Genomic DNA, 21,083 nt, shown 5'->3' with positions numbered 1-21,083 from the left:
CGCCCGGCACGACGCGTGATCGTCCGGCATTGCCGGGCGATCTCCTGTTGCAAGAACCCGATCGGAGAGATCCATGAGCACGAAAACCGAGAAGTTCAACGTTACCGTGAAATGCGGCAACAAGACCTATGCGCCGGGCAAGCCCGTTCCCCTCGGCGGAAAGACTGGCCTGAGCGACGAGGAGGTTATCAGCCTTCGCGCCAATTTTGGCGACTGGACGGGCGGCCCCGAAAGCGGCGCGCAGACCCAGTCCAGCGAGATCGCCAACCTGCAGGCGACTCTCGACACGATCCGTGACGAGCGCGACATGCTCCTCGATCGCGCATCGGAGGCGGAGCAGGATCTCCACAAGGTGACAAAGGAACGTGACCAGTTGCTCGACGATAACAAGGTGCTGGCCGATCGGGTCGCATCCCTTGAGGCCGCAGCCAAGAGCGGCGCCGGCAAATGATCGACGCGCGGCCGGCGCTGTTCCGGCGGATGGGGGCGGCTTTCGAAAAAACCTTCGGCAATGTCGATGCCGTCTTCACCATTGCCGGCATCGGCCGGCCGCCCGTCCGCGGGATCCTGCGCAAATGGCGCGAGATCGATCTGGCAGAAGAACTCGGCCAGGCGGTCGAAGGCACCACGCACCTGCTGTCGGTCTCAGCCGAAAGCGTCGCGGGGCTCATGAGCCAGCGCGACAGCGTCATCATCCATGAACTCGATCGCAACGGGGTGCGAACCGGCGTCAATGCCGCGTTCGAGATCCGCGATAATAGTGACGACGGGCGCGCCATGGTGCGCATCCATCTCTCGGGAGACATATGACATGACGAAACGGACTTCCATTCCGGAAACGGCAATAGGGCCGCCGGTGGCTGCCAGCGATCCGCTCGGCACGCTCTGCCAGGTTCTGTTTTCTTCCGAGGAAACCGAAGCCAAGGTTGATGCCCGCCGCACTGTCAGCGGCATGGCGCAGCGCCCGTGGCAGCAGCTTCCCGCCAAGCTCCGCGGCGCTGTCCGCGCCGACGTGCGCCGACTTCGCGACGGTAAACTGTCGCGAGAGGACATCATCGGCAGGGGCTACAGCTTCGCCGTCGCCGAACAGGCACTGCGCGACATCGGCCAAGGGGGCGCCTGATGGCGCACCTTCGCACCCGGATCTTCGACTTCTACCGTGACCGCCTGGCAGCCATCCCCGGTCTTGAGGCGGCGGGCAAGGTCAAGCGTGGCCGATCCGGGCCAATTCCGCAGGAGATGCTCCCGGCCCTGACGCTGAGCTGGGCCGACGGCGAAGAGCGGGCGACGATCCGCGCCTTTGCCGGGCTGAATGGCGAGGACGGATATGACCGCGACCTGCCGCTCTCCATCATCGTGCACCTGCGCGACGACGATCCGGAAGAAGAGTTCGACGAGCTGTGCGTCGTCATCGAGGCGGCGATGGGTGCCGCGGTGAAGGCGCCAGGTCTCACCGTCGAGACCGTGCTGATGTCCAGCCGGCACTACGTCAATCACCAGACCGGGCTGTCCCTCTGCGTCGGCAGCCTGACCTATTCGGTGAGCTACAAGACGCTCGCCTCTGATCCCACAACGGCCGCGAACTGACGGCTTAACCCTGAGAAGAGGACCATTATCATGGCACTTGGACGCGAACTCGTGATCAAGCGCTCGGATGGCGCCGACGGCTTCGATCCCGTCTGCATCACCGAGCAGCGATCAATCCAGATCAATAACGAAGAGATCGACATCACCAAGCCGGACTGCCTTGCTCCCGGCTCGAAGCTCAAGAAGGCCAGCATGTACGGCATTCAATCGATCGTCGTCAGTGGGCAGGGTGCCTTCGTGTCGAGCGTCACCATGAAGACGGTTGTCGCCGACGCCATTAACCAGGTGGTCGAGACCTATCAGGTCGTTGTGCCCGGCCTCGGCACCTTCGAGGGCGACGCCATCTTCACGAACAGCAACCTCAACGGCGACAAGAGCAGTGAGTTGCAGATCGATATCACGTTCTCGATGAACAACGCCGTCTTCGAGGCAGCCGCCTGATGGACGCTCCGTCCAACCCCTTGCGTGGAGAGGCTGAGGTAAGGATCGGCGACATCGAGTTTCGGATCGCCGTCACCTGGTCTGGTCTCGTCCGCTTGTCCAAGGCCATGAACGCCGACGGCATCGAAACCATCTATCGACGGCTGTTCTCGTTCGAGCCGTTCGCCGTCGCGTGCGCGGTGCGCGCGCTAATCGTCGCCGACGATGAGGACAAGGCCTCCGGCCTTTGCGCGCGCATCCTGCGTGACGACAATATCTCTATCGCGGATTCTGACAGCTGGCAGGTCGCTGTCGAGACCGCATTTACCGCCCATGCGCGCGGCGGCTCGACCAGGCGGGATCAACGATCCGCGCACGAGATTGCCGAGGATGCCGTCCTGGGAAATCCGCTCAGCCCCTTCTGATCAGCGAACACGTCAAAATGGCGTTCCGGATAGCGACATCGCCTAGTCACCTGGGATGGCGGCCGGCGGAGTTCTGGAACGCCACGCTTGTCGAGTTCAATCTGGCCTTGGAGGGGCTGACCGGGGGCTTTCAGGCGCCGACCGCCTTCTCGCGAGAAGCTGTCCGCCGCATTGCGGCGGCGAGCGGCAAATCCAAATCGATCAGGAAATTGCCGACAAATGAGCCGTCCTGAAATTCCCGTCTTCATTACTGCCGTCACCCGTAACGCCGAGGCCGCCCTGGGTCGGTTCACGGCGCTTGCGCGCACGTCCGCCGGCCAAGTGACGGCAGCCTTCGCCCGCATCAAGACGACAGCCCTCGGCCTTGGCGCGTTGGCGATCCCTTTGAGCGTGGCCGGCCTCGTATCATCGGCCCGACAAGCCGCCAGCGAGGTTGCTGCGATCGGTGACGAAGCCCGGCGGGCGGGCGTCAGTGTCAAGGCTTTCCAGGAGATGAAGTTCGTCGCGGAGCAAAACCGCGTTGGCGTCGACGCCATGGTCGACGGACTGAAAGAACTCAGCCTGCGCGCGGATGAGTTCATCGTTACCGGCGGCGGCGCCGCCGCCGAGGCGTTTCAGCGGCTAGGCCTCGATGCGCAAACGTTGAAGACCAAGCTCGAAGATCCCTCCGCTCTCTTTACGGAGATCATCGGCAAGCTTGGCCATCTCGACCGGGCAGCGCAGATCCGCATCGCCGACGAGGTGTTTGGCGGCTCCGGAGGCGAGAAATTCGTGCAGTTGATCGAGCAGGGCGAGGCCGGCATCCGCGCTCAAATAAAGGCTGCAAACGATCTCGGCATCCTCATGGATGAGCAGTTGATCGAACGGGCGGCCGAGGTTGATCGCAAGTTCAACATCGTTGCAAGCACTGTCGGAACCGCCCTGAAAAGCGCGATCGTGTCCGCTGCCGACAGCCTCGCCGAGTTCATCGATGGCTTCCGCGACTTCCAGAACCAGGCGAACAGCACGCTTAAGAACCGTCAAATAGAGATCGACAAGCGCCGGCTGGAAATAGAAACCGAAATCCTGGAGAAGCAGCAAGCGCAGCGTGAGGAAACTGAGAAACTCTCATCGGTCGCTCGGGACCTGGGGTTCGAGGACAGCAAGAACACCGCACTTGCGGGCGTGTCCGGAAAGGTCGCGGCGCTTAAGGACGAGTTGCGGCAACTCTCCGAGGAGGGTGCCCGCATTACTGGCGTTCTCAATGGCCGTGTAACCAGCATGGATCGTTCCGCTGAACGCACATGGACCCCGCCCAAATCGCCGCCCGGCGGATTTGGCAGTTCGTCCAAGGGGAAGAGTGCCGGCAAGACTGCGGTGGACGAATATCAGCAGATCATCGACAAGGCGCGGGAATTCATCGCGACGCAGGCAGTCGAGCAGCAAGCGCTCGGGTTGACGAGCGAGTCGGCTGGAAAGCTGCGCTATGAGCACGAACTTCTGGCGCAAGCGCTCCGTGCCGGGATCGACCTGACGCCAGCGCAGAAGGATGCGCTCGCCGCGCTCGCGGTAGAGATGAGTTCCGCCGAGCAGGAAACAATCCGTCTCACGCGTAGCCAGGAAGAATTGCAGGATCGCCTCGCCGAATTCAATGACGTGGCAGCTGATACAACCCAAGGCTTCGTCCAGGATCTGCTCGATGGCAAGAAGGCGACGGAGGCGCTGCAAGGTGCGCTGGCGCGCCTTTCCGATGAGTTGCTCAACAGTGCGTTCTCTTCCCTCTTCGGCACTGCTGGATCTGGCGGTGAGAGTGGCGGACTTCTCGGAAAGTTCTTCGGGCGCATCTTTGGTCTGCCCGGCAACGCAAAGGGCTCCGATCGTTGGCGGGGAGGACTTACGTGGGTGGGTGAAGAGGGACCGGAATTGCTCAATGTCCGACCAGGCGCGCAAATCATCCCGAACCATACGCTGTCGGCTCTTTCGAAGATGGACGCCCGCGATCGGAGCCTGCCTTCATCTGCACGTGGGCAGGCCGGGGGTGACGGTTTTAACTTCTCGAATGTCAACAACATTGATGCACGGGGTGCTGATGAAGCTGCCGTCGTGCGGCTGGAGAAGGGACTCGCGAAGGCGAATGCGGAACTGGAAGCACGTGTCGTCAAGATCGTTCGAGCTCGTCCGCAGAAGGGTTGGTAATCATGCCGATAAGCCTTCCCTTCGATCTGCTGGCGGACTTCCCTGGCTGGGCCACCGAGTTCCAGCTTTTGCGCCGTGAGGAACAGTCTCGCGCCGCCGGTGGCGTGACTGTTGTCAAAGATCTTGGCGCCCCCCTTTGGCAGGCTGCCTATGCGACGACGACGCTCTCGCCGAACGATCTTGATTACTGGCGCGCCCGGCTCGACGTTCTCGACGGTGGGCAGCAGCAGTTTCTGGCCTATCCGTTGTCCCGCTGCTTCCCGATCGCCTATCCGAATGGCTCCTGGCCAACCGGCTCGGCGTTCAGCGGGCACACGGCCACACTCAGCGCGCGCTGGGCCAGCAACAAGGAATTGACGGTTTCGGATCTCCCGGCGGGCTATGTCGTCTCGCGCGGCGACTTTCTGCGCATCGGCTCGCGCAATCTTCATCGCGTCGTCAATCGCGTCGTGGCGAGTGGTGCTGGCGTTGCTGGCGGTGTCGAGGTTCGTCCGCACTTCTGGCCGGAAACGGCCGTTGGTGACGCAGTGTCGGTTCACAAACCCTTTTGCCTCATGACGATCGTTCCGGGCTCGATCTCGACGCCGGCCGATCTCGTCACCGGCCGTGGCGCAATCAGCTTCAGAGCGATCGAAGCTCGATAAGCCCGCCTCGTTCCTTCCTAAAGTCAATCCAACCATGGAGCGCATCCCATGTCGCAGACGTACATAAATAGCCTGAAATCCCAGAACGCCTCTCTGCAAGCGGAAGTCGAGCGGTACGCGACCGGCATTGACAAGCTGTCTCAGCAGCTCGCCGCCGCGCTGAACCGGCTCAAGGCGCATGATCCCGAATTCGTCGCGTCCATCGTTGGCGAAGATCCCGGCGAGAACGTGCCTGTCGTCGTCATCGATGGCGAGTCCGCCGGGGCCGAATGATCAATCAGACATCGAAGGGACGAAAGAAATGGCAAACAAGACTTACGAGGTCCGCAAGGGCGGCACGCTTCTCTTCACCGTGCAGGGATCGCGTTGCGAGGTCGATGGCATGGGCGTGCGCGTCTATGATGATGAAGGCGATGTCGTCTTCAACGGCGGGCACGATCATTCGGTGGTGAAGGAACCGGTGCGACCGTCCGAGCCGGCCCCCGCGCCGACTGAATAGCCGTCGATCGAACATGCCGCCGGCGCCGATGCGTCGGCGCCTGCCTTCCACGAACAGGCTGATTGATCCATGCCCAGAAACCTGTCCTATGAAAATTCGGCCGCGCTGGCCGGACGCCGCCTTGTGCCGCGTGACTTCCTCTGGATCATCGCGCGGGATCGCGTCACGGGCGGCCCGCAGGCGTCCGGCTTCTGGTCGGGTGTCGGCAACGTTGTCGCGCCCATCACTCATCCCGATACCGGCCTTCCCGTCGAGCGCACCTGGTACGGAACCGGCACGCTGATATCGATCGGCGCCATTCCGATGGTGTCGAACGTGACGGTGCAGTCGGTCCCCATCGTCATGAGCCAGATTAACGACCTCGTCCAGCAGGCGGTCCGGCTCTACGATATGAAACAGGCGCGCGTCGAGGTCTATCGGGGCCTCCTCAGTCCTGATACGCGGCTGCTCGTTGCTCCCGCATTTTGCCGCTTTACCGGCTTTGTCGATGAAATCGAGATCAAGACGCCGGAAGAAAACGAGGCTGGGAGCGTCACCTTGACCTGCGTCAGCCATACGCAGGAGCTGATGCGCAGCAATCCGGATACCCGGTCGGACACAAGCCAGCGCCTGCGATCGGCGACGGACAATTTCTTTCAGGACGCTCCGACCGTGGGCGAATGGGAGTTTTTCTGGGGTCGGAAGAACGGCAAGGTCGCGAGCAAAAAGGCCAAAGCCAAATGATCCGCCATGCCGCCGCGTCCGATCGCGAACGCTGCGCGTTGTTGCTGAAGCAGAGCCATATAGCGGCCGGATTTCCGTGGCCGTTCAGCGGCGCGCATGCCCACGCGCTCTTCCTCCACCATCTGGACAGTCCTGACGCCTGCTGCTTCGTCCTCGACGTCGGCGGCGTTGCGCAAGGCATTCTGATGGCTGTCGCCTTTGACCATCCCTTCGGCTCCGGCCGGTGGGCAAAGGAAACCGTCTGGTTTGTCGCCGAGGCCCATCGCGGGCGTGGAGCTGTGAGAATGCTCGACGCCTACGAGGCGTGGGCCAGGGATCAGGGGTGCGTCGTCATCGGCATGGCCTCGCTCGCCAGCAACGACGTCTCCGCCCTCTATGAGCGGCGCGGCTACGCGCCAGCCGAGACGCATTTTCTCAAGTTCTTGTGACGAGACATCATGGCGATTTTCTCCAGCATCGCGGCCGGCATCAGCGGGCTGCTCGCCGGCACGTTCCTCGCCGGCGGTGTCGGTGCATTCATCCTCAAGGCTGCAGTTGGCATCGGCCTGAACCTGCTCGCTTCGTCGCTGGCGGGCCAGCCAGAACAGACGCCGTTCGCGATCCAGGGCCAGTTGCAGTCCGGTGGCGATGTGGCGCGATCTTTCCCGATCGGCTACACGGCGACGGCCGGCTCGTTTGTTTATGCCAACACGTGGGCCGATGGCGGCAAGACGCCGAATGCCTACTTCACGCAGGTGATCGCGCTTGCCGATCTGCCGGGCTGCTCGCTCGCCGGCCTCTGGGTCAATGGCGAAAAGTGCACGATCGACTATGACAACCACGCATATCCCGACTGGGGTTTCCCGGTTAAGGAATATGAGGATGATGGCGACAATGCGCTGTGGATCAAGTTCTACGACGGCACCCAGACCGTCGCCGATCCCTTCCTCGTCAACACGGTGTCGTCGCCGAACCGGCCGTATCAGGATACTCGCGTCGGCGTGGGCGTGGCCTATGTCGTCATCACCGCGCAGATCAAGGAAGAGCTGTTCACCGGCTTTCCGCAGTTCAAGTTCGAACTGAACGGCATCAAGCTCTACGATCCTTCGAAAGACAGCTCCGTTGGCGGCGTTGGCCCGCAGCGTTGGTCCGACCCTTCGACCTGGGGCGGCGACGGCGACCACCTGCCCGCCGTCCAGCTCTATAACGTCCTGCGCGGCGTTACCTTCCAGGGAACGTGGTTCTACGGCCTCCAGGGCATGTCGGCCGCGCGCCTACCGGTGTCGGCGTGGATTGCGGCAATCGGGAAGTGCCGCGCCACCATCAAGGGCACCGGCGGCGCGCTGGAACCGATGTTCCGGTGCGGTGGCGAAATTCAGGTTGGCGCGCAGATCGCCGATGCGGTCAAGGCGATCCTGACGAGCGCACAGGCGCGTCTTTCGGAGGCCGGCGGCGAATACACCATGCACATTGGTGCATCGGATGTGTCCACCTACGGCATCACTGACGCCGATATCCTGTCCACCGAAGAGCAGTCCTTCTCGCCGTTCTTCGGCCTGGCTGACACGATCAACGGTATCGTCGCGACCTATCCGTCGCCCGCAGAAGGCTGGAACGCCAAGCCGGCGCCGCCGCGCTACAGCCCGACGTTCGAGGCCGAGGACGGCAATCGCCGCCTGCTTTCCGACGTCACGCTGGATTTCGTGCCCTACAAGGCGCAGGTCCAGCGGCTGATGAAGTCTGCGCTCGAGGAAGCCCGACGCGCGCGGCGCCACACCTTCGTCCTGCCACCGAAATACTGGCCTCTGATGCCGGGCGACTTCGTCACCTGGACCTCTGTTCGCAATGGCTACGTCTCGAAGAAATTCCGCGTAGACGGCGTGATCGACCGCGAAAACCTCGACATCGTTGTGGATATGACCGAGGTCGATCCGACCGATTACGATTGGGAACAGGATGTTGATTTCCGCGCCGAGCCGGACGGCGAGCTGGATCGCAGCAAGCCATTGCCGCAGCCCATCGTTGACTGGTACGCCGCCCCGGCTGAAGTCAAGGATGGTTTGGGGGTTCCTCGCCGCCCTGCGATCCTGCTGTCGTGGGACAACGACGCCGGCCGGCTGATCGACGTTTCAGCGATAAAGTTTGCCGTCAGGCTGAAAGCCACGGCTGAGGTGGTCCTGCGCGGCCGTACAGACGAGCCATCGGCCGGCGCGATACTGATCTCGCAAAATCTCCTGCCTAAGGTCACCTATCAGGCGCGGGGTATCCTCGTCCCGGTATCGGATCGCAAAACGACCTGGTCGGACTGGCTTGACGTCACCACGCCGGAAATCCTGCTCGCGGCAGATGATATCCTGGACGGCGCGATCGTCGCGGCGAAGCTCGCCGATGCGGCAGTCGAAGCCAACAAGATTATGACCGGGGCCGTGACAGAGCTGAAGCTCGCCGACCGCGCCGTTTCCGATCTCAAGATCAAGCTTGCCGCTGTCAAAACGGAACTGATCGACAATCAGGCTGTCGTCGCCGCAGCACTGGCCGACGTTGCCGTTGTGACGGCGAAGCTCGCCGACAATGCGGTTCAGGTGGCGAAGGTCGCAGATAACGCGATCCTGATGGCGAAGCTCGCCGACAATGCCGTGACGGTCAACAAGATCGCTTCCGGGGCTGTCATTGCGTCCAAAATTGCTGACGCGGCGATCACGACGGCGAAGTTCGCCGCCGGCCTCACGCCGGTCGAGATCGTCACCTCTCTGCCGACAACGGGGAATTTCGAGGGGCGGCAGGCGTTCTACAACGGCAAGCTCTATCGCTACGCGTCGGGTGCCTGGACGGCCAGTGTGTCTGCGGCGGACATTGCCGGCACCATCGTCGCGACGGAAATCACGGACAATAGCGTTACCACGCCGAAGCTGGCCGCAAACGCCGTCATTGCGTCCAAGATAGCCACGGACGCCATCACCGCCGACAAGATCGCCGCGAATGCCATTATAGCGGGCAAGATCGCGGCCGGCGCAGTCACGGCAACCGAGATCGCCGCCGGCGCCATCACGGTCCAGAAACTGTTGGTTGCCAGTTTGGAGAACCCGCTTGCGGGCGCAGAGATTGAGACCAATTCCCCGTTTGTCAGCACGTCGCCGCGTGGCACCTGGGCTACGATTTCGACATCCCCGACCGGCAAACCAACCGCGTTGCGGATCAACGGTGCCGTGGCGGGCGCCACTACAGCTTTCAATTTTCCGCCCAAGCTGGCGGTAACCGCTGGCGAGCAGTATTACATTGAGTTTTATGTGCGCAGGGACAGCGCTTGGGACGGCTCGGGTGGTAACAGCAAACTTCGCATTGGAAGCCAAGACAACTCGTTGTTGGCCGGGTACCCTTACGGCGCCGGGGATCTGGCCGCTAACACTTGGGTGAAGCGAACCGCAGTCTTCACAGCACCCAGCGGAGTGACCGAGCTCAACATCACGCTGGTAGGCGATGGTACTACCGGCAACGTTTGGCTGACGGATTTTGTCTTCCGAAAGATGGCAAGCGCCGAACTGATCGTTGACGGTGCAATTATTGCCGACAAGATTGCGGTCAATGCGGTTACCACGGCGAAGATCAATGCGGGTGCCGTGACTGCGACAGAGATCGCTACAAACGCAGTCACGGCGGTGAAGGTCCTCGCCAATGCCATCACGACCGAAAAGATCAACGCCGGGGCGGTGACGGCAACTGAGGTCGCGTCCAGCGCCATCATCGCGGTGAAGATCGCCGCCAATGCCGTCACCACCGACAAGATCAACACTAATGCGGTCACGGCTAACGAGATCGCAGCGGGCACGATCACAGCAACCGAACTCGGCGCCAGCTCCGTGACGGCGCTAAAGATCGCGGCAGAAGCTGTGACAGCTGCAAAGATCGCAGCCAACAGCGTCGGTGCGAATCACATTGCCGCGAACTCGATCACGGCAAAGCAGCTCGTCATCATGGACTGGGAGAACATTGCCCCGAACGGGCAGTGGCTGACCGGGGACAATGCCGGCTGGAGTTCGTATCCGACCGGCTGGAACGTCGTCGGCGGCGGCGCACGCCCGCCGCAGCGTGGCGACTACATCCTCTCCACGCCCGGCGTCGCTGACGATCGCACCATGACGACCGCCGGCCTCGATGTCCCCTTGCAAGGCGGCGAGCAGTTTAACGTTCAGTTCGACTGCGCGGGCTCGGGCTCTGGGGCTTCGTGGGGCTTTCGAGTCCGTTGCGTCTGGTACGGTGCAGGCGCCTACATCTCGGGAAGCACGGTAGCCCTTGATGGCACTTCGGTCGGCTGGCAGCGCGCGATCGGGACGATGAGCGCCCCGGCTGCTGCCGACCGGCTGAACCGCATCGAAATTACGCGCGTCGGCGGTGGCTCGAACAACGCCTTCATCACCAATGTCATCATTCGCCGTAAGAAGGGTGGCGAACTGATCGTCGATGGGGCGATCACGGCCGATCATCTGGCCGTTAACTCCATCACTGTCGGCAAGATTGCAGACGGGTCCATCACAAACGATAAGCTGGGCAGCAGCGCAGTTACCGCCGTCAAGATCGCAAACGGTGCAATTACGGCCGCCAAGATCGAAGCCGGTACGATCACCGCCGACCGCCTCGTTCTGGGTGGCGTCACTACAGATCGGATCCGCGCCAATGCCGTGACGCTGGTATCCAGCGCATATTCCAACGGGAACACTGGTGACTTTGGGCCGAGCGGAGCGACGACGGTCACGATCCAGTCGGCGTCGATCAGCCTGGCTGATGCCGACGCCATCGACATCGTCGTTTCCTTCGGCATCAACCAGAGTGCGCAGTATTGGACATCGTCCCCCGGCACGACTGTGACGACGGTCGAGCTCCTGCGAGGCACCACGGTCATCAACACAATCACCGTCAATGATTCCTCGTTTGGCCTGGACCCGTCCTCGGCCAATGCGCGCTACGCGATCCGGCCAACGGTTTCGTTCTCATTCTCCGATACCTCCTTCACGGGGACTGGAACGGTCACCTATTCCGTCAGGTGCTCGTCGGTCTATGGCGCCGGCACGGTGACCGCGCGCAACAGGTACATGCGTCTGATGGCAACCAAGAGGTGATCGGACATGAACGTCCGTTATGCGAAGTACAGGACCGACACGGGCGAAATCCTCTCGACGGGCGCCTGTGCCAACGAAGAGCTTTGCTATCTGCAAATGGAGGATGCCGAGAATGAGCATATCCTGCTCCACGTCTCGGCCGACGATGCCACGCAATGGGTCGATGGTGATGGCAACATTGCCGATCGGCCGTTGCTTGACGTGCCCGAAGCGGCATCTATCACAGCGGACGGCATTACCGAGGTGGCCGGCGCACTCCCGGCCGGGACCGTGGTGCAGTTCAACGGCGTGACGGCGGTAACAGACGGCGCCGCCTTCGCTTTCACCACCGATATGCCGGGCACCTATGTGTTCGACTTCCAGCCGCCGTTTCCCTTCATCCCTCGCACCCTGACGATCGAGGCTACCGATGCGGTTTGACATTCGAGAAGATCAGGCTGCCCGCGCTGATCGGGTCAACGCCGAGCGCGACCGGCGCATTGTCGCCGGCCTTGTCTTCGGCGGCGTCCTCTACCAGACGCGCGACCAGGACCGGGAGAACATTGCCGGCGCTGGCGCCCTCGCCATCGCCGCCATCGTGAACGGTGCACAGCCCGGCGACTATCGCTGGTATGGGGGTGATACCGATTTCACATGGATTGCCGCCGACAACAGCCTGCATGTGATGGACGCTCCGACCCTGATTGCTTTCGGCAATGCCGTCGTCAATCGCAAGGCAGCGCTCATTCATGCGGCGCGTGTCATCAAGGATATGAGCCCGATCCCGGCAGATTTCGCCAACGATCGCTACTGGCCGTAGTCTTCCCTGGTCAGGGAGCGCGCGAAGCTTGGATTTTTCCGGCCGTGATGGGGCCTGTTTCAATCGGCCCAAGCGCACGCACATAACGATCCGCAAATTCGCGCTGATCCTTCGCGGCCAGCGAGTTCGCAGCCGTTAGCCGCGCGACCAGTCCCGGAACGAGGCGATGGTACCACCGAATTGGTGTGAGTTCTGTGGCCACGATTTTACTCCAAGTGCCGGCCTGATCGTTCAGGCGTCCGCACCTTACCTCGCTTGACGCCACCCGGCAAACGTCAAAGGAAAATCAATATGGACTCGACCGTCCAGGACCTCCAGCGGCGCTTGATCGCGCTCGGCTATAATCCCGGGCCGGCCGACGGGATCGACGGCGCGAAAACCAAAGCTGCCGTGCGGCTGTTTCAGATAGCGGAAGGCCTCGTTGCCGATGGTATTGCCGGGGCGAAAACGTGGGAGCGGTTGAGGGCGAAGGACGGTCCGGCAGAGGCAAAGCCCTTCTACATAGGGACGGGCGCCAAGCTGTCGTCTGCTGACTTCGCGAGGCTCGCCGCGGCCCACGGCATAGAGGAGGCGAAGATCCGCGCCGTCAACGAGGTAGAGGCGGCAGGATCCGGCTTCTACGCGTCGGGAGCGGTGAAGTGCCTCTATGAGCCGCATATAGCCTGGAAGATGACGAGCGGGAAAGTGAGGGACGCTCTTGCCGCCGAAGGTCTCGCCTATGCCAATTGGAAGGCCGGCGCCTATCCCTCTACCTCGTTCGCCCGGATCGATCGATGCACCCAGATTGCCGGGGCCGAGATTGCGGCCCTTTCCACGTCATGGGGGCTCGGTCAGGTCATGGGCTTCAACCACAAGGCCTGCGGTTTCGATAGTGCCGTCGCGATGGTCAACGACTTCGCCAAGGGCGAGGCGAACCAGCTTGAGGGCATGATTCGCTTCATCAAGGCCAACCCCGGGATGTTTGCCGCCCTCCAGCGTGGCGACTGGGCCGGCTTTGCCTCCCGCTACAACGGCCCCGGATACGCAGCCAACAAGTACGACATGAAGCTGGCCGCTGCCTATGCACGGCACAAGAAAGGAGCATGACCATGCAGAAGATTTCGAAAGCCATCGCAGCCGCAGCCGGGGGCGCCGCTACCGGTACGATCGGCCTGCCGTTCATGCCCGAGGGCACGCCCTGGTACGGCTATCTCGCACTCTACGCCATCACTACGCTTCTGCCGGCGGTGCTGACTTACTGGGCGCCGCCGAACAAGGCTTGAACCGCATCGCCGGCCATGGCGAGCAGCTTTTCGCGGTCATGGATGCCGGCCCGGTAGTGGCGGAGTAAGAGGCCAGCGAGGGCGGTTGCCTCCGGGCCGTCGGCCTCTATTCCGCGTTGGCGACAGATCTCGTCGAACGTGCTCCCGAGCATTGATAGGCCAGCAGGATCGACGAAACTTTCCTTGGGAAGGTAGCGCTGGATCATGACGGTTCTCCTATCCTGCGGCGCCCATCCATGGCGCCGCGGTAGACAGCAAGAAGATGTTAGTTGATGGCGCAAGCGTCAAGAAGTTATGCCCCTCAGGAGCCGAAATGTCGCCACCGGAAATAGATGCCGCCGTGCACCAGCAGCTCGGCTCCCTCGACGCCAAAGTTGATCGCATTCTGGCCGATCAGGATCAGGCGCGGGCGGATCGCAAGCAGCAGTACCAGAAGTCGGAAGCGATGGATCGCCGCATCGACGATGTGGATCGGAAGCTGTCCGACCTCGATTCGCGACTGAAGACAATGGAGCCGATTACTGCCGATATCGGGCGCTGGAAAGAGCGCTTCATCGGCATGCGTTTGCTCATTGTGATGGTGGCGGCGGCATTCGGCGCAACACTGGCAACCTTCGGCAAGTGGATTGCCGTAAAGCTCGGACTTGTTTGATCACCACACCCCAAATGCCTGTCCAACTCTCCCAACGATACTCGCCGCCGCGCCCAGCGCGACGGCGATCAAAATCGCGTAGACCCACCACGGATTACGCCTCATCAGAGAATGAAGTCTCCAGCCTTGAGGTTGACAAGACTGTCGATGTGAATGGCGAAGTCGGCCTTGCCGTCGCCGTTGACGTCGCCGTAGACGTAGGTGTCGGCCTTCTCCTTGGCATAGCGCAGCTCGCCTGCGGTCTTGGAGAACTTCTCCGTGCCGACGAAGGCGAACGCCTGGTTGCCCGACTTCGTGGTAATCGCATCGATCCCGGTAAGGTCGATCAGGTCCTTCTGCTTCTGGGAGAAGTCGAAGATCGTGTCGGTCTTTGCCTTCGAGGTGGCGAGATCAGAGAGTGACTTGAACACGAAGGTGTCCGCACCCTTGCCGCCATAGAGGTCGTCCGCACCCTTAGCGCCGATCAGTACGTCTTTGCCGGCGCCGCCTGACAACACGTTGGCCTTGCTGTCACCGGTCAGCTTGTCGGCAAAGCGAGAGCCGGTCAGGTTCTCGATCGAGACATAGACGTCGCCCTTGGCCTCGCCGGTGTTGACCGAAGACTTGGCAAGGCTGGCAGTGACGCCCTTCGTCGAATCCTGATAAGAAGCCGTGTCCTTGCCCGCGCCGCCGTCCAGCCGATCGGCGCCCTTGCCGCCGATCAGGATGTCGGCGCCCGAACCGCCCTTCAGCTGGTCGTTGCCGGCATGGCCGTAGAGCTTGTCGTTACCGCCATTGCCCTTGATCAGGTCGGCGCCGAGGCCGCCCTTCAACGTCTCCGCCTTCGATTTGCCAGTAATCGTCTCGATCACGTCGGCAACGGTGATGGTGAATGTCTTCTTCGCGCTGGCGCCGTGCTCGTCGGTAACTTTTACTGTTACGGTATCCTTCTGCACCTTTTCGTAGTCGATGGCTTTGGCCGTGACGAGCTTTGCGCCTGCGACCTGGAACAGGCCACCGGCGTTGTCGGTCAACGAATAGCTCAGGCTATCCAAATCCCAATCCATGGCAGAAAGCACACCCACGACAGTGCCAACCTTGCTGTTTTCCGCGACCAGTGCTTTCGATAGTTGAAGGTCTTCCGGCGCCTCATTCGGCCAGTCGGGGATTTCCGGCAGTTCTGGGTTCTCTGGCAACTCTGGGATGCCAGGCAGGAACGGTGTCTTATCAATCTCGACAGTCACGTCGGCAAACTTAAGTACAAGAATATCCGATGTAATGTTGTGCCCGTCCGGCTTGCCGATTCGCTGATCCACCACGACGGCGCCTCCTCCGATCATGCTGTCGTATGAATAGGTCACCGAGTAATCTGATTTCTTGCCGCTGAATACGATGGTATCGCGACCGCCACTCCCCATCACCTTGTTAACGCCACCGTAGACGATGAAGGTGTCGTCTCCTGCGGTGCCAAAAATCGTGTCGTCGCCGTCGGTCCCGTAAATTGTCGCCATTGCAGCCCCCTTGCTCGCGCGATGGGCGCAAACTGACAGGACACACGCGAGAGTCAAGCAGCGATGATCGATATTGGATCGCTACTGATATCGCTCGTTTTCCACCGGCCGGTGCTCCGCGCACCACCAATCGATCGCGCCCTTGCCGCGGTCATAGCCGAAACTTCCCCACCTCTTACATCCCGGGTGCTGGCACCAGTGTTCCTCGTGAATGCTGGCTGCCTTTTGCCCGTTCGACTTCTCGTCATTCATCGCGGTATTTTCCTCACCAGGAAGCGGCTCTTGCCGCGCATCTTGCATTTGGCGCATTTGAGCTTTGCCGCAACGTCCACAAGCCGATTGCCCTTCACCTTCTGCATTGCCTCTGCATATCGATCAACCATGGCGCTGTGGCCGCATGCGTCGCATTGAGCGTACAGTTCGTACCATTCGGGAAGGTCGAACAGGCAGATACCGTTGGCGGGCATAGGGCAGTCGCCGACGGGAGGCGTGTCAGGGACTTCGGCGCGTCCTGTGACATGGTCGCCGTTGTACTGGATCAGAAATCTTCCAGGAAAGGCACCGATAACTCCCTTCTACGCGAACTGGAGGATCTGCCAGTTTGTTGAACGGCAGCAGGTCTCGATCCGTTCGCCGCCCTCACGGTCCCAGACTTCTATGCGGTACTCATGATTGCTCATGTTCTGCTAATGTTCACGGTGCAGCGAACAAGTCAACGGTCCTGCGAGAGCGTCTTAGTGCGAGTTTCCCAAGCTGAATGGTCCACCAAGCCTACAGGATAAAATCGTTTGCCCTGAATGAGACTAAACCATCCAGATGGATGCACAGGTCAGCTTTGCCGTCTGCGTCGACGTCCGCATAGACATAAGTGTCTCCACCTTTCTTCTCGTATCGCAGCTCTCCGGCCTTTTCCGAAAATTTGTCGCGCCCGATGAAGGTGAAAGCCTCGTTTCGAATTGTGGTATACTTCGCATCGATTGCTGAAAGATTGATCCTGTCGCCCTGCTTCTGTGAGAAGTCTGAAACTGTATCGCGACCGGATTTTTCACTGGTGGAATCCAGCAGTGATTTGAACAGAAAAATGTCCTTGCCCTTTCCACCGAACAAATCGTCGGAACCGCGCCCGCCAACGAGCTTGTCGTTGCCGGCCGCTCCCTTCAAAACATCATTCCCCTTCGCGCCTTCAAGAGTGTTGTTTCCGCTGTTGCCGGTAATGAAATTCCGAGAAGCACTACCTGTGCCGCTCAGATTGCTTTTTCCCGTTAACGTCAGGTATTCAACATGCTCGGGAAGAGTGAAGCTTACTGAGGCCCGGACGAAATCGCTGCCTTCCTTTGCAAACTCCGAAATTTGGTCGCCCTTATTGTCGACGAAATAGCTATCATTACCTTTGCCTCCATCGAGGACATCCTTACCGTGGCCTCCATTCAATATGTCGTTGCTGCTACCGCCACGGAGCGTATCGTTCCCAGAGCCACCTCTTAATACGTCCTTCCCACGATCTCCCTGGAGCCAATCTCGTCCCGCATTCCCGGAGAGATAATCATCGCCGGCGCCTCCTTCGACCTTGTCGTCGCCAGATGCGCCAAGATAGTAGTCAGATCCATCGCCAAGTGAAACTCGACCAAGAACTTCCATGCCTCTGAGGTCGAACTCGTTGGCGTCATTTGTTCCCCTGAGGATCTTAACATCGATACCTTCAATACCGGGGAAAGTCTCTGAAGCAACTATCGACGCCAGTGTCAAAGTACCTGATAGCTTTATCTTGTCGTAGCCTGCACCGCCGTCGACGGTATCATTTCCTGATATCAGAAAAACATCGTTACCATCGCCACCTTTCAGAACGTTACTCCCTTGGCCCCCGACGAGAAAGTCGTTGCCAAAACCGCCTTCTATTAAGTCGTTGCCAGAGCCGCCCGTTACATAATCGGCTCCATCACCGCCTTTGAGCACATCGTCGCCATCTCCACCGTCTATCTCGTCGTCGTCGGCACCGCCGTCGATGGTATCCATGCCGTCCCCGCCCCGAAGGACATCGTTTCCGGCACCACCGTAGAGTACATCGTCGCCGGCCTCGCCATGGAGCCCATCGCTTCCATCTCGTCCGTCGAGCCAGTCAATCCCGTCTCCGCCCCTGACCCGGTCTCCGGTGGCTGATCCGTCGAAAATGTCATTGCCGCTATCGAGTATAATATCGTGTGGATCGTCGTTGTCGTCGAAATACCTAACAGTAGAAACACCACTTAGATCGAATATATCGCTCGCCTCTGTGCCCCTTAAATGACCAAACTCAAGCGTTAAGGTCTCGATGCTGGCGGCTATAGATAGCCTGAGTTCGTTGATCGACACGAGTCCACTAATGATAAGCTTATCCGAGCCGTCGCCGCCGTCGAAGGTGTCAGTCCCAGAACTATCGGAAACAATGAACCAGTCGTCGCCCGCTCCACCCGCGAGTGTGTCGTTGCCAGAGCCCCCGTTGATCAAATCGCGGCCGACGTGGCCAATGAATATATCGTTTCCCCCACCAAGGCGAAAATAGCCATTATCGCCAACACCGTAATCGCTGTCGAGGAATTCCCCGACGATGCTTGAGACACCGCTGACATCGAACAAATCATCCTGATCAGTTCCGGTAAGATAAGAGCTTCTCAGGTCGATCTGCTCAACGCCCGACGGCTCGTCGAGGATAAAACGGGAAGCGCTCGCATCAGCCGTGAGCCGAACGATATCAAAGCCCGATCCCGCTTCGGCTGAAATCTCATCGTAACTGCCCGACAGCTCGAACGTGTCGTCGGCGACGCTTCCTATAAGTTTAACCATGGACATTTTCTCCCCGCTTTACCTACGGTAGCACTAACGTAACGCGGGCGTACTCTCAATATAGCAGTGAGGGATTTGAGCTTTTGATCTGAGCCGCGTCGAATTTGGCATGGATGGGTACCCGTCAAAGTTTCTTCAGGCTTTGCCCTTCGAGTGCACCAAGCCGCTAGGCGAGTTGATTCATCAACCCGCATTCGACCTTGACCAGAAAATATAAAGAGAACCGGGCGCACTATCAGTTGTGCGGCCCGGCAACTAACTGCCATTCTGCTTAGGGGGGGCTGCTTGCGGACGATCGGAGTTTTACAGGACGTTGCTAACCCATTGACAGCGTTTGGGTCAGCTTGAACCAGTTTTACCTCTAAGCCTTTGAGGGAGAAGGAACGTCGCAAGCTTCCCAAGCTGAAAGGCTTAACTGCTGGTGTGGCGGCCAAACAAATACCCAATCGTCGTCGTGACGATAGTCCCGAGCGCCGTCTGAGCGTTGCCAAGTTCCCACACCGGATACGCTGCTCCGACAAAGAAAGTAGCAATCAGCGCAATCAGGCTCAGAAGCAAAACGATGGCCGCTATGTTCGTGGGGGCGTGTTCTTTTGTCCCGACCAACTGCCCAATGAAACCGCGCTCCTTAGACTGTTCGGTAATCAACTGAGATGCTAGTTCGGTATTTTCGGGAAGCTGAATTCTGTTCCCGGCCATTATGCAATCCTTCGGAAGAAGGAGTAGCTAACAGTCTTTAATTTTGAACTCCTGCCGCCCGAGCCAACATTTCCCACAACAAGAGATAGCCTAAGCTCGGAGTTTTTGTAGGTGCCTACTGAGGTCATGAAGGCCGTCTCACCTGACGCCTCAAAGCTGATCAGATTCAGCGTAACAGACTTCTCATCTGCGCTTCCAACGACAATGCGAGGTTGCCCCCCTCCTGGCATGAAACGGAGACTGAAGGAGAGGTCGTCGAGGGGGATCTGGAATCCCAAGGCGTCCCCTGGCACAATAAATGTACCAGAAGATTCGATCATCCAGCTGCCACCTTCGGACAGCATGTTGAATGTAATCGGCATTTCTCCTCCGTGGGCTTTGCCAATTTGGTCTACTGATTCTCGGAACCGGCTTTCATTTTTGCGATTTCTCTCGCCACCTTGGGGTGGGAGCACAGCTCAACATAGCGAGATAATTTGGATTCGCTCGATGTCGATCTAAGGTAGCCCGAGAAAAATTTAAACTGATTTTCCAAGTCAGCGATACCTTGAGCGATCGTCTCTAGATCAGCGAGTTGATAGACGTACATCCGCTTGTGAAAAGTCTGCCGTGCACTCTCTGTTAGGCCGTTAACGGCGTTTTCGCGGCCAAATTTGATAAAGTCTGTAGTTTCGCACCAAACAATCCCGTCCGGAATTTTCACGCAGATCCCGAAGACCCCGTGCGCAAGCGCATTGCGCGATTTTTCTAGACCGGACTTGATCGCCAGCAGGGCATTGAGAAGTAAGAGGTCATCGTTTGAGAGCGTGGAGTTCGCGGCAGCCTTGAGTACGTCTTGCCGAGCGCGCGCGTTCTGTAGGCTAAGGTACACTGCTGCGGCCGCATCGGTATCAGCCTTTAATAAGAGGGCAAGGATTTCTGCTGTCGCAATTTCAAGATAAGTCCAGGCGGCGATCGACCGGGCGACAATTTGGGCGGCAGCCGGACGACGCTCGAGCATTTCCGGGCCTAAGGTCACCTTTGCGCCTTTGTAGCTAGGCAGAAAAGGCTTTCGTTCTCCGCCGCTCGCCTTGACCCGTTGTTCGCGAAATGAAGTGCGCGTGAAATTTGCTTTAAAAGGCTTCATCTGCTCCGCGGAGTAATCGCCATCGTACCCGCATGCGCATGGTGTACTGATTAGCCCTTCACCGCTGATAGTTACAGGGGTGCGACCTTTAGAGTTATCCGGAAATAGCGCGATCCATTTTCCGCATTCGTTGCACTCGACGCCGTAGAAGTGGTCGCCCTTTTTGACTGTGAGGTCGCCATCGAGCCGAAAGGTCTTTCCTTTAGGGAGCACGTGCATGCGTTGTCTTTCTATGTTGACGAGGTCGTTACCGGTGGAAGCCATTCCGGTCTGAATCTAATGTTTTCCAGAAGCAATTGGAACTTGGGATGAGGCCAACAATCTCCCTGTTGTTCGGAGAGGCATCACCGCCACTCCGTAGTCCACGAATTACAACAGCCCTGAATTTCCGATAGATTGCACCTGAAGCCGGTGCCGACGCTTGCCACGATCCCCTGTCAGCATCTCTCAGATACCAATGAACCTTGATTATTGCGTCAAAGCTAGAATGATCCGTGACTTGCTTCTGCGTCGGCGCGCAATCATCAATCATGCGCCACTCATGTGCCATGCGGCATGCCCTGTAAATGCTGGTAAATTTGGTAAACCGATGGCGCACGGCGCGGAGCGCAAAAAGTATATTAAGCTGTTGATTATTATTATGATCCCTCCGCGATCCGAACGCGGGAC

Annotated in this window: 26 protein-coding genes; 19 read left to right on the top strand and 7 right to left on the bottom strand. The window is 59.6% G+C overall.

The annotated features are described in order from the left end of the window. Positions 1–73: 73 nt before the first annotated feature. The 18 genes from HV823_RS04235 to HV823_RS04150 all read left to right on the top strand — a co-directional run bounded on the left by HV823_RS04235 (position 74) and on the right by HV823_RS04150 (position 13,627). Complete coding sequence (locus tag HV823_RS04235; protein ID WP_176948481.1) at positions 74–451, top strand: hypothetical protein; 378 nt, start codon at positions 74–76, stop codon at positions 449–451. Beyond that, positions 448–810, top strand: a complete 363-nt coding sequence (locus tag HV823_RS04230) for a head-tail joining protein (RefSeq protein WP_210270690.1) — start codon at positions 448–450, stop codon at positions 808–810. The genes HV823_RS04235 and HV823_RS04230 overlap by 4 nt, the downstream gene beginning before the upstream one ends. A gap of 1 nt (position 811) precedes the next feature. Next, positions 812–1,123, top strand: coding sequence for a hypothetical protein (locus tag HV823_RS04225; protein WP_176948480.1), 312 nt, complete (start codon positions 812–814; stop codon positions 1,121–1,123). After that, complete coding sequence (locus HV823_RS04220; RefSeq protein WP_176948479.1) at positions 1,123–1,587, top strand: hypothetical protein; 465 nt, start codon at positions 1,123–1,125, stop codon at positions 1,585–1,587. Before HV823_RS04225 ends, HV823_RS04220 begins: the two co-directional genes overlap by 1 nt. Before the next feature lie 30 nt (positions 1,588–1,617). Beyond that, positions 1,618–2,028 (top strand): phage tail tube protein, encoded by a 411-nt coding sequence (locus HV823_RS04215; protein WP_176948478.1) that lies wholly within the window; start codon positions 1,618–1,620, stop codon positions 2,026–2,028. Next, positions 2,028–2,432, top strand: coding sequence for a hypothetical protein (locus HV823_RS04210; RefSeq protein WP_176948477.1), 405 nt, complete (start codon positions 2,028–2,030; stop codon positions 2,430–2,432). The genes HV823_RS04215 and HV823_RS04210 overlap by 1 nt, the downstream gene beginning before the upstream one ends. Positions 2,433–2,449: 17 nt before the next feature. After that, positions 2,450–2,665 carry a phage tail assembly chaperone gene (locus tag HV823_RS04205; protein ID WP_176948476.1) on the top strand — a complete coding sequence of 72 codons (216 nt, stop codon included), beginning with the start codon at positions 2,450–2,452 and terminating at the stop codon, positions 2,663–2,665. Next, positions 2,652–4,607 (top strand): tail tape measure protein, encoded by a 1,956-nt coding sequence (locus tag HV823_RS04200; protein WP_176948475.1) that lies wholly within the window; start codon positions 2,652–2,654, stop codon positions 4,605–4,607. Before HV823_RS04205 ends, HV823_RS04200 begins: the two co-directional genes overlap by 14 nt. A 2-nt stretch (positions 4,608–4,609) precedes the next feature. Next, positions 4,610–5,251 carry a hypothetical protein gene (locus HV823_RS04195; RefSeq protein ID WP_176948474.1) on the top strand — a complete coding sequence of 214 codons (642 nt, stop codon included), beginning with the start codon at positions 4,610–4,612 and terminating at the stop codon, positions 5,249–5,251. 48 nt (positions 5,252–5,299) lie between these two features. Next, entirely contained in the window at positions 5,300–5,524 is a 225-nt protein-coding gene (locus HV823_RS04190; protein ID WP_176948473.1) for a hypothetical protein, read from the top strand. A 28-nt stretch (positions 5,525–5,552) separates the two neighbouring features. Further along, the gene (locus tag HV823_RS04185) at positions 5,553–5,750 is read left to right on the top strand and encodes a hypothetical protein (RefSeq protein WP_176948472.1); all 198 of its coding nucleotides are present in this window, start codon (positions 5,553–5,555) and stop codon (positions 5,748–5,750) included. 69 nt (positions 5,751–5,819) lie between these two features. Next, positions 5,820–6,473 (top strand): hypothetical protein, encoded by a 654-nt coding sequence (locus tag HV823_RS04180; RefSeq protein WP_176948471.1) that lies wholly within the window; start codon positions 5,820–5,822, stop codon positions 6,471–6,473. Further along, a complete protein-coding gene (locus HV823_RS04175; protein ID WP_176948470.1) occupies positions 6,470–6,901 on the top strand; it encodes a GNAT family N-acetyltransferase in 432 nt (143 codons plus the stop codon). The genes HV823_RS04180 and HV823_RS04175 overlap by 4 nt, the downstream gene beginning before the upstream one ends. A 9-nt stretch (positions 6,902–6,910) precedes the next feature. Further along, positions 6,911–11,566, top strand: a complete 4,656-nt coding sequence (locus tag HV823_RS04170) for a phage tail protein (RefSeq protein ID WP_176948469.1) — start codon at positions 6,911–6,913, stop codon at positions 11,564–11,566. 6 nt (positions 11,567–11,572) lie between these two features. After that, positions 11,573–11,986, top strand: coding sequence for a hypothetical protein (locus HV823_RS04165; RefSeq protein ID WP_176948468.1), 414 nt, complete (start codon positions 11,573–11,575; stop codon positions 11,984–11,986). Next, a complete protein-coding gene (locus HV823_RS04160; protein WP_176948467.1) occupies positions 11,976–12,365 on the top strand; it encodes a DUF4376 domain-containing protein in 390 nt (129 codons plus the stop codon). Before HV823_RS04165 ends, HV823_RS04160 begins: the two co-directional genes overlap by 11 nt. Positions 12,366–12,656: 291 nt before the next feature. Beyond that, a complete protein-coding gene (locus HV823_RS04155) occupies positions 12,657–13,451 on the top strand; it encodes an N-acetylmuramidase domain-containing protein (protein ID WP_176948466.1) in 795 nt (264 codons plus the stop codon). A 2-nt stretch (positions 13,452–13,453) separates the two neighbouring features. Continuing rightward, positions 13,454–13,627, top strand: a complete 174-nt coding sequence (locus HV823_RS04150; protein WP_176948465.1) for a hypothetical protein — start codon at positions 13,454–13,456, stop codon at positions 13,625–13,627. On the opposite strand, the gene HV823_RS04145 is transcribed toward HV823_RS04150, so the two are convergent. Beyond that, positions 13,600–13,833, bottom strand: a complete 234-nt coding sequence (locus HV823_RS04145; protein ID WP_176948464.1) for a hypothetical protein — start codon at positions 13,831–13,833, stop codon at positions 13,600–13,602. The two genes, HV823_RS04150 and HV823_RS04145, sit on opposite strands and share 28 nt — an antisense overlap. Positions 13,834–13,967: 134 nt before the next feature. On the opposite strand from HV823_RS04145, the gene HV823_RS04140 reads away from it, so the two are divergent. Then, positions 13,968–14,279, top strand: coding sequence for a DUF1515 family protein (locus HV823_RS04140; protein WP_176948463.1), 312 nt, complete (start codon positions 13,968–13,970; stop codon positions 14,277–14,279). Between the two features lie 104 nt (positions 14,280–14,383). On the opposite strand, the gene HV823_RS04135 is transcribed toward HV823_RS04140, so the two are convergent. The 6 genes from HV823_RS04135 to HV823_RS04115 all read right to left on the bottom strand — a co-directional run bounded on the left by HV823_RS04135 (position 14,384) and on the right by HV823_RS04115 (position 20,678). After that, positions 14,384–15,769, bottom strand: a complete 1,386-nt coding sequence (locus HV823_RS04135; protein WP_176948462.1) for a M10 family metallopeptidase C-terminal domain-containing protein — start codon at positions 15,767–15,769, stop codon at positions 14,384–14,386. Between the two features lie 81 nt (positions 15,770–15,850). Beyond that, positions 15,851–16,021: a hypothetical protein gene (locus HV823_RS27195; protein ID WP_343051739.1), complete on the bottom strand. Its 171-nt coding sequence runs from the start codon at positions 16,019–16,021 to the stop codon at positions 15,851–15,853. 519 nt (positions 16,022–16,540) lie between these two features. Then, positions 16,541–18,589, bottom strand: a complete 2,049-nt coding sequence (locus HV823_RS04130) for a calcium-binding protein (RefSeq protein ID WP_176948461.1) — start codon at positions 18,587–18,589, stop codon at positions 16,541–16,543. Between the two features lie 411 nt (positions 18,590–19,000). Next, on the bottom strand, positions 19,001–19,288 hold the full coding sequence (locus HV823_RS04125) for a hypothetical protein (RefSeq protein ID WP_176948460.1): 288 nt from the start codon (positions 19,286–19,288) through the stop codon (positions 19,001–19,003). Beyond that, a complete protein-coding gene (locus HV823_RS04120) occupies positions 19,288–19,650 on the bottom strand; it encodes a hypothetical protein (protein ID WP_176948459.1) in 363 nt (120 codons plus the stop codon). Before HV823_RS04120 ends, HV823_RS04125 begins: the two co-directional genes overlap by 1 nt. Positions 19,651–19,679: 29 nt before the next feature. After that, positions 19,680–20,678 carry a hypothetical protein gene (locus tag HV823_RS04115; protein ID WP_176948458.1) on the bottom strand — a complete coding sequence of 333 codons (999 nt, stop codon included), beginning with the start codon at positions 20,676–20,678 and terminating at the stop codon, positions 19,680–19,682. Positions 20,679–21,083 lie beyond the last annotated feature (405 nt).

Origin of the sequence: Mycoplana rhizolycopersici (assembly GCF_013378445.1) — a bacterium.
GTDB lineage: Bacteria > Pseudomonadota > Alphaproteobacteria > Rhizobiales > Rhizobiaceae > Mycoplana > Mycoplana rhizolycopersici.
Note: the sequence above shows the minus strand (reverse complement) of the source record. Positions and strands in the feature narration are given on the sequence as shown.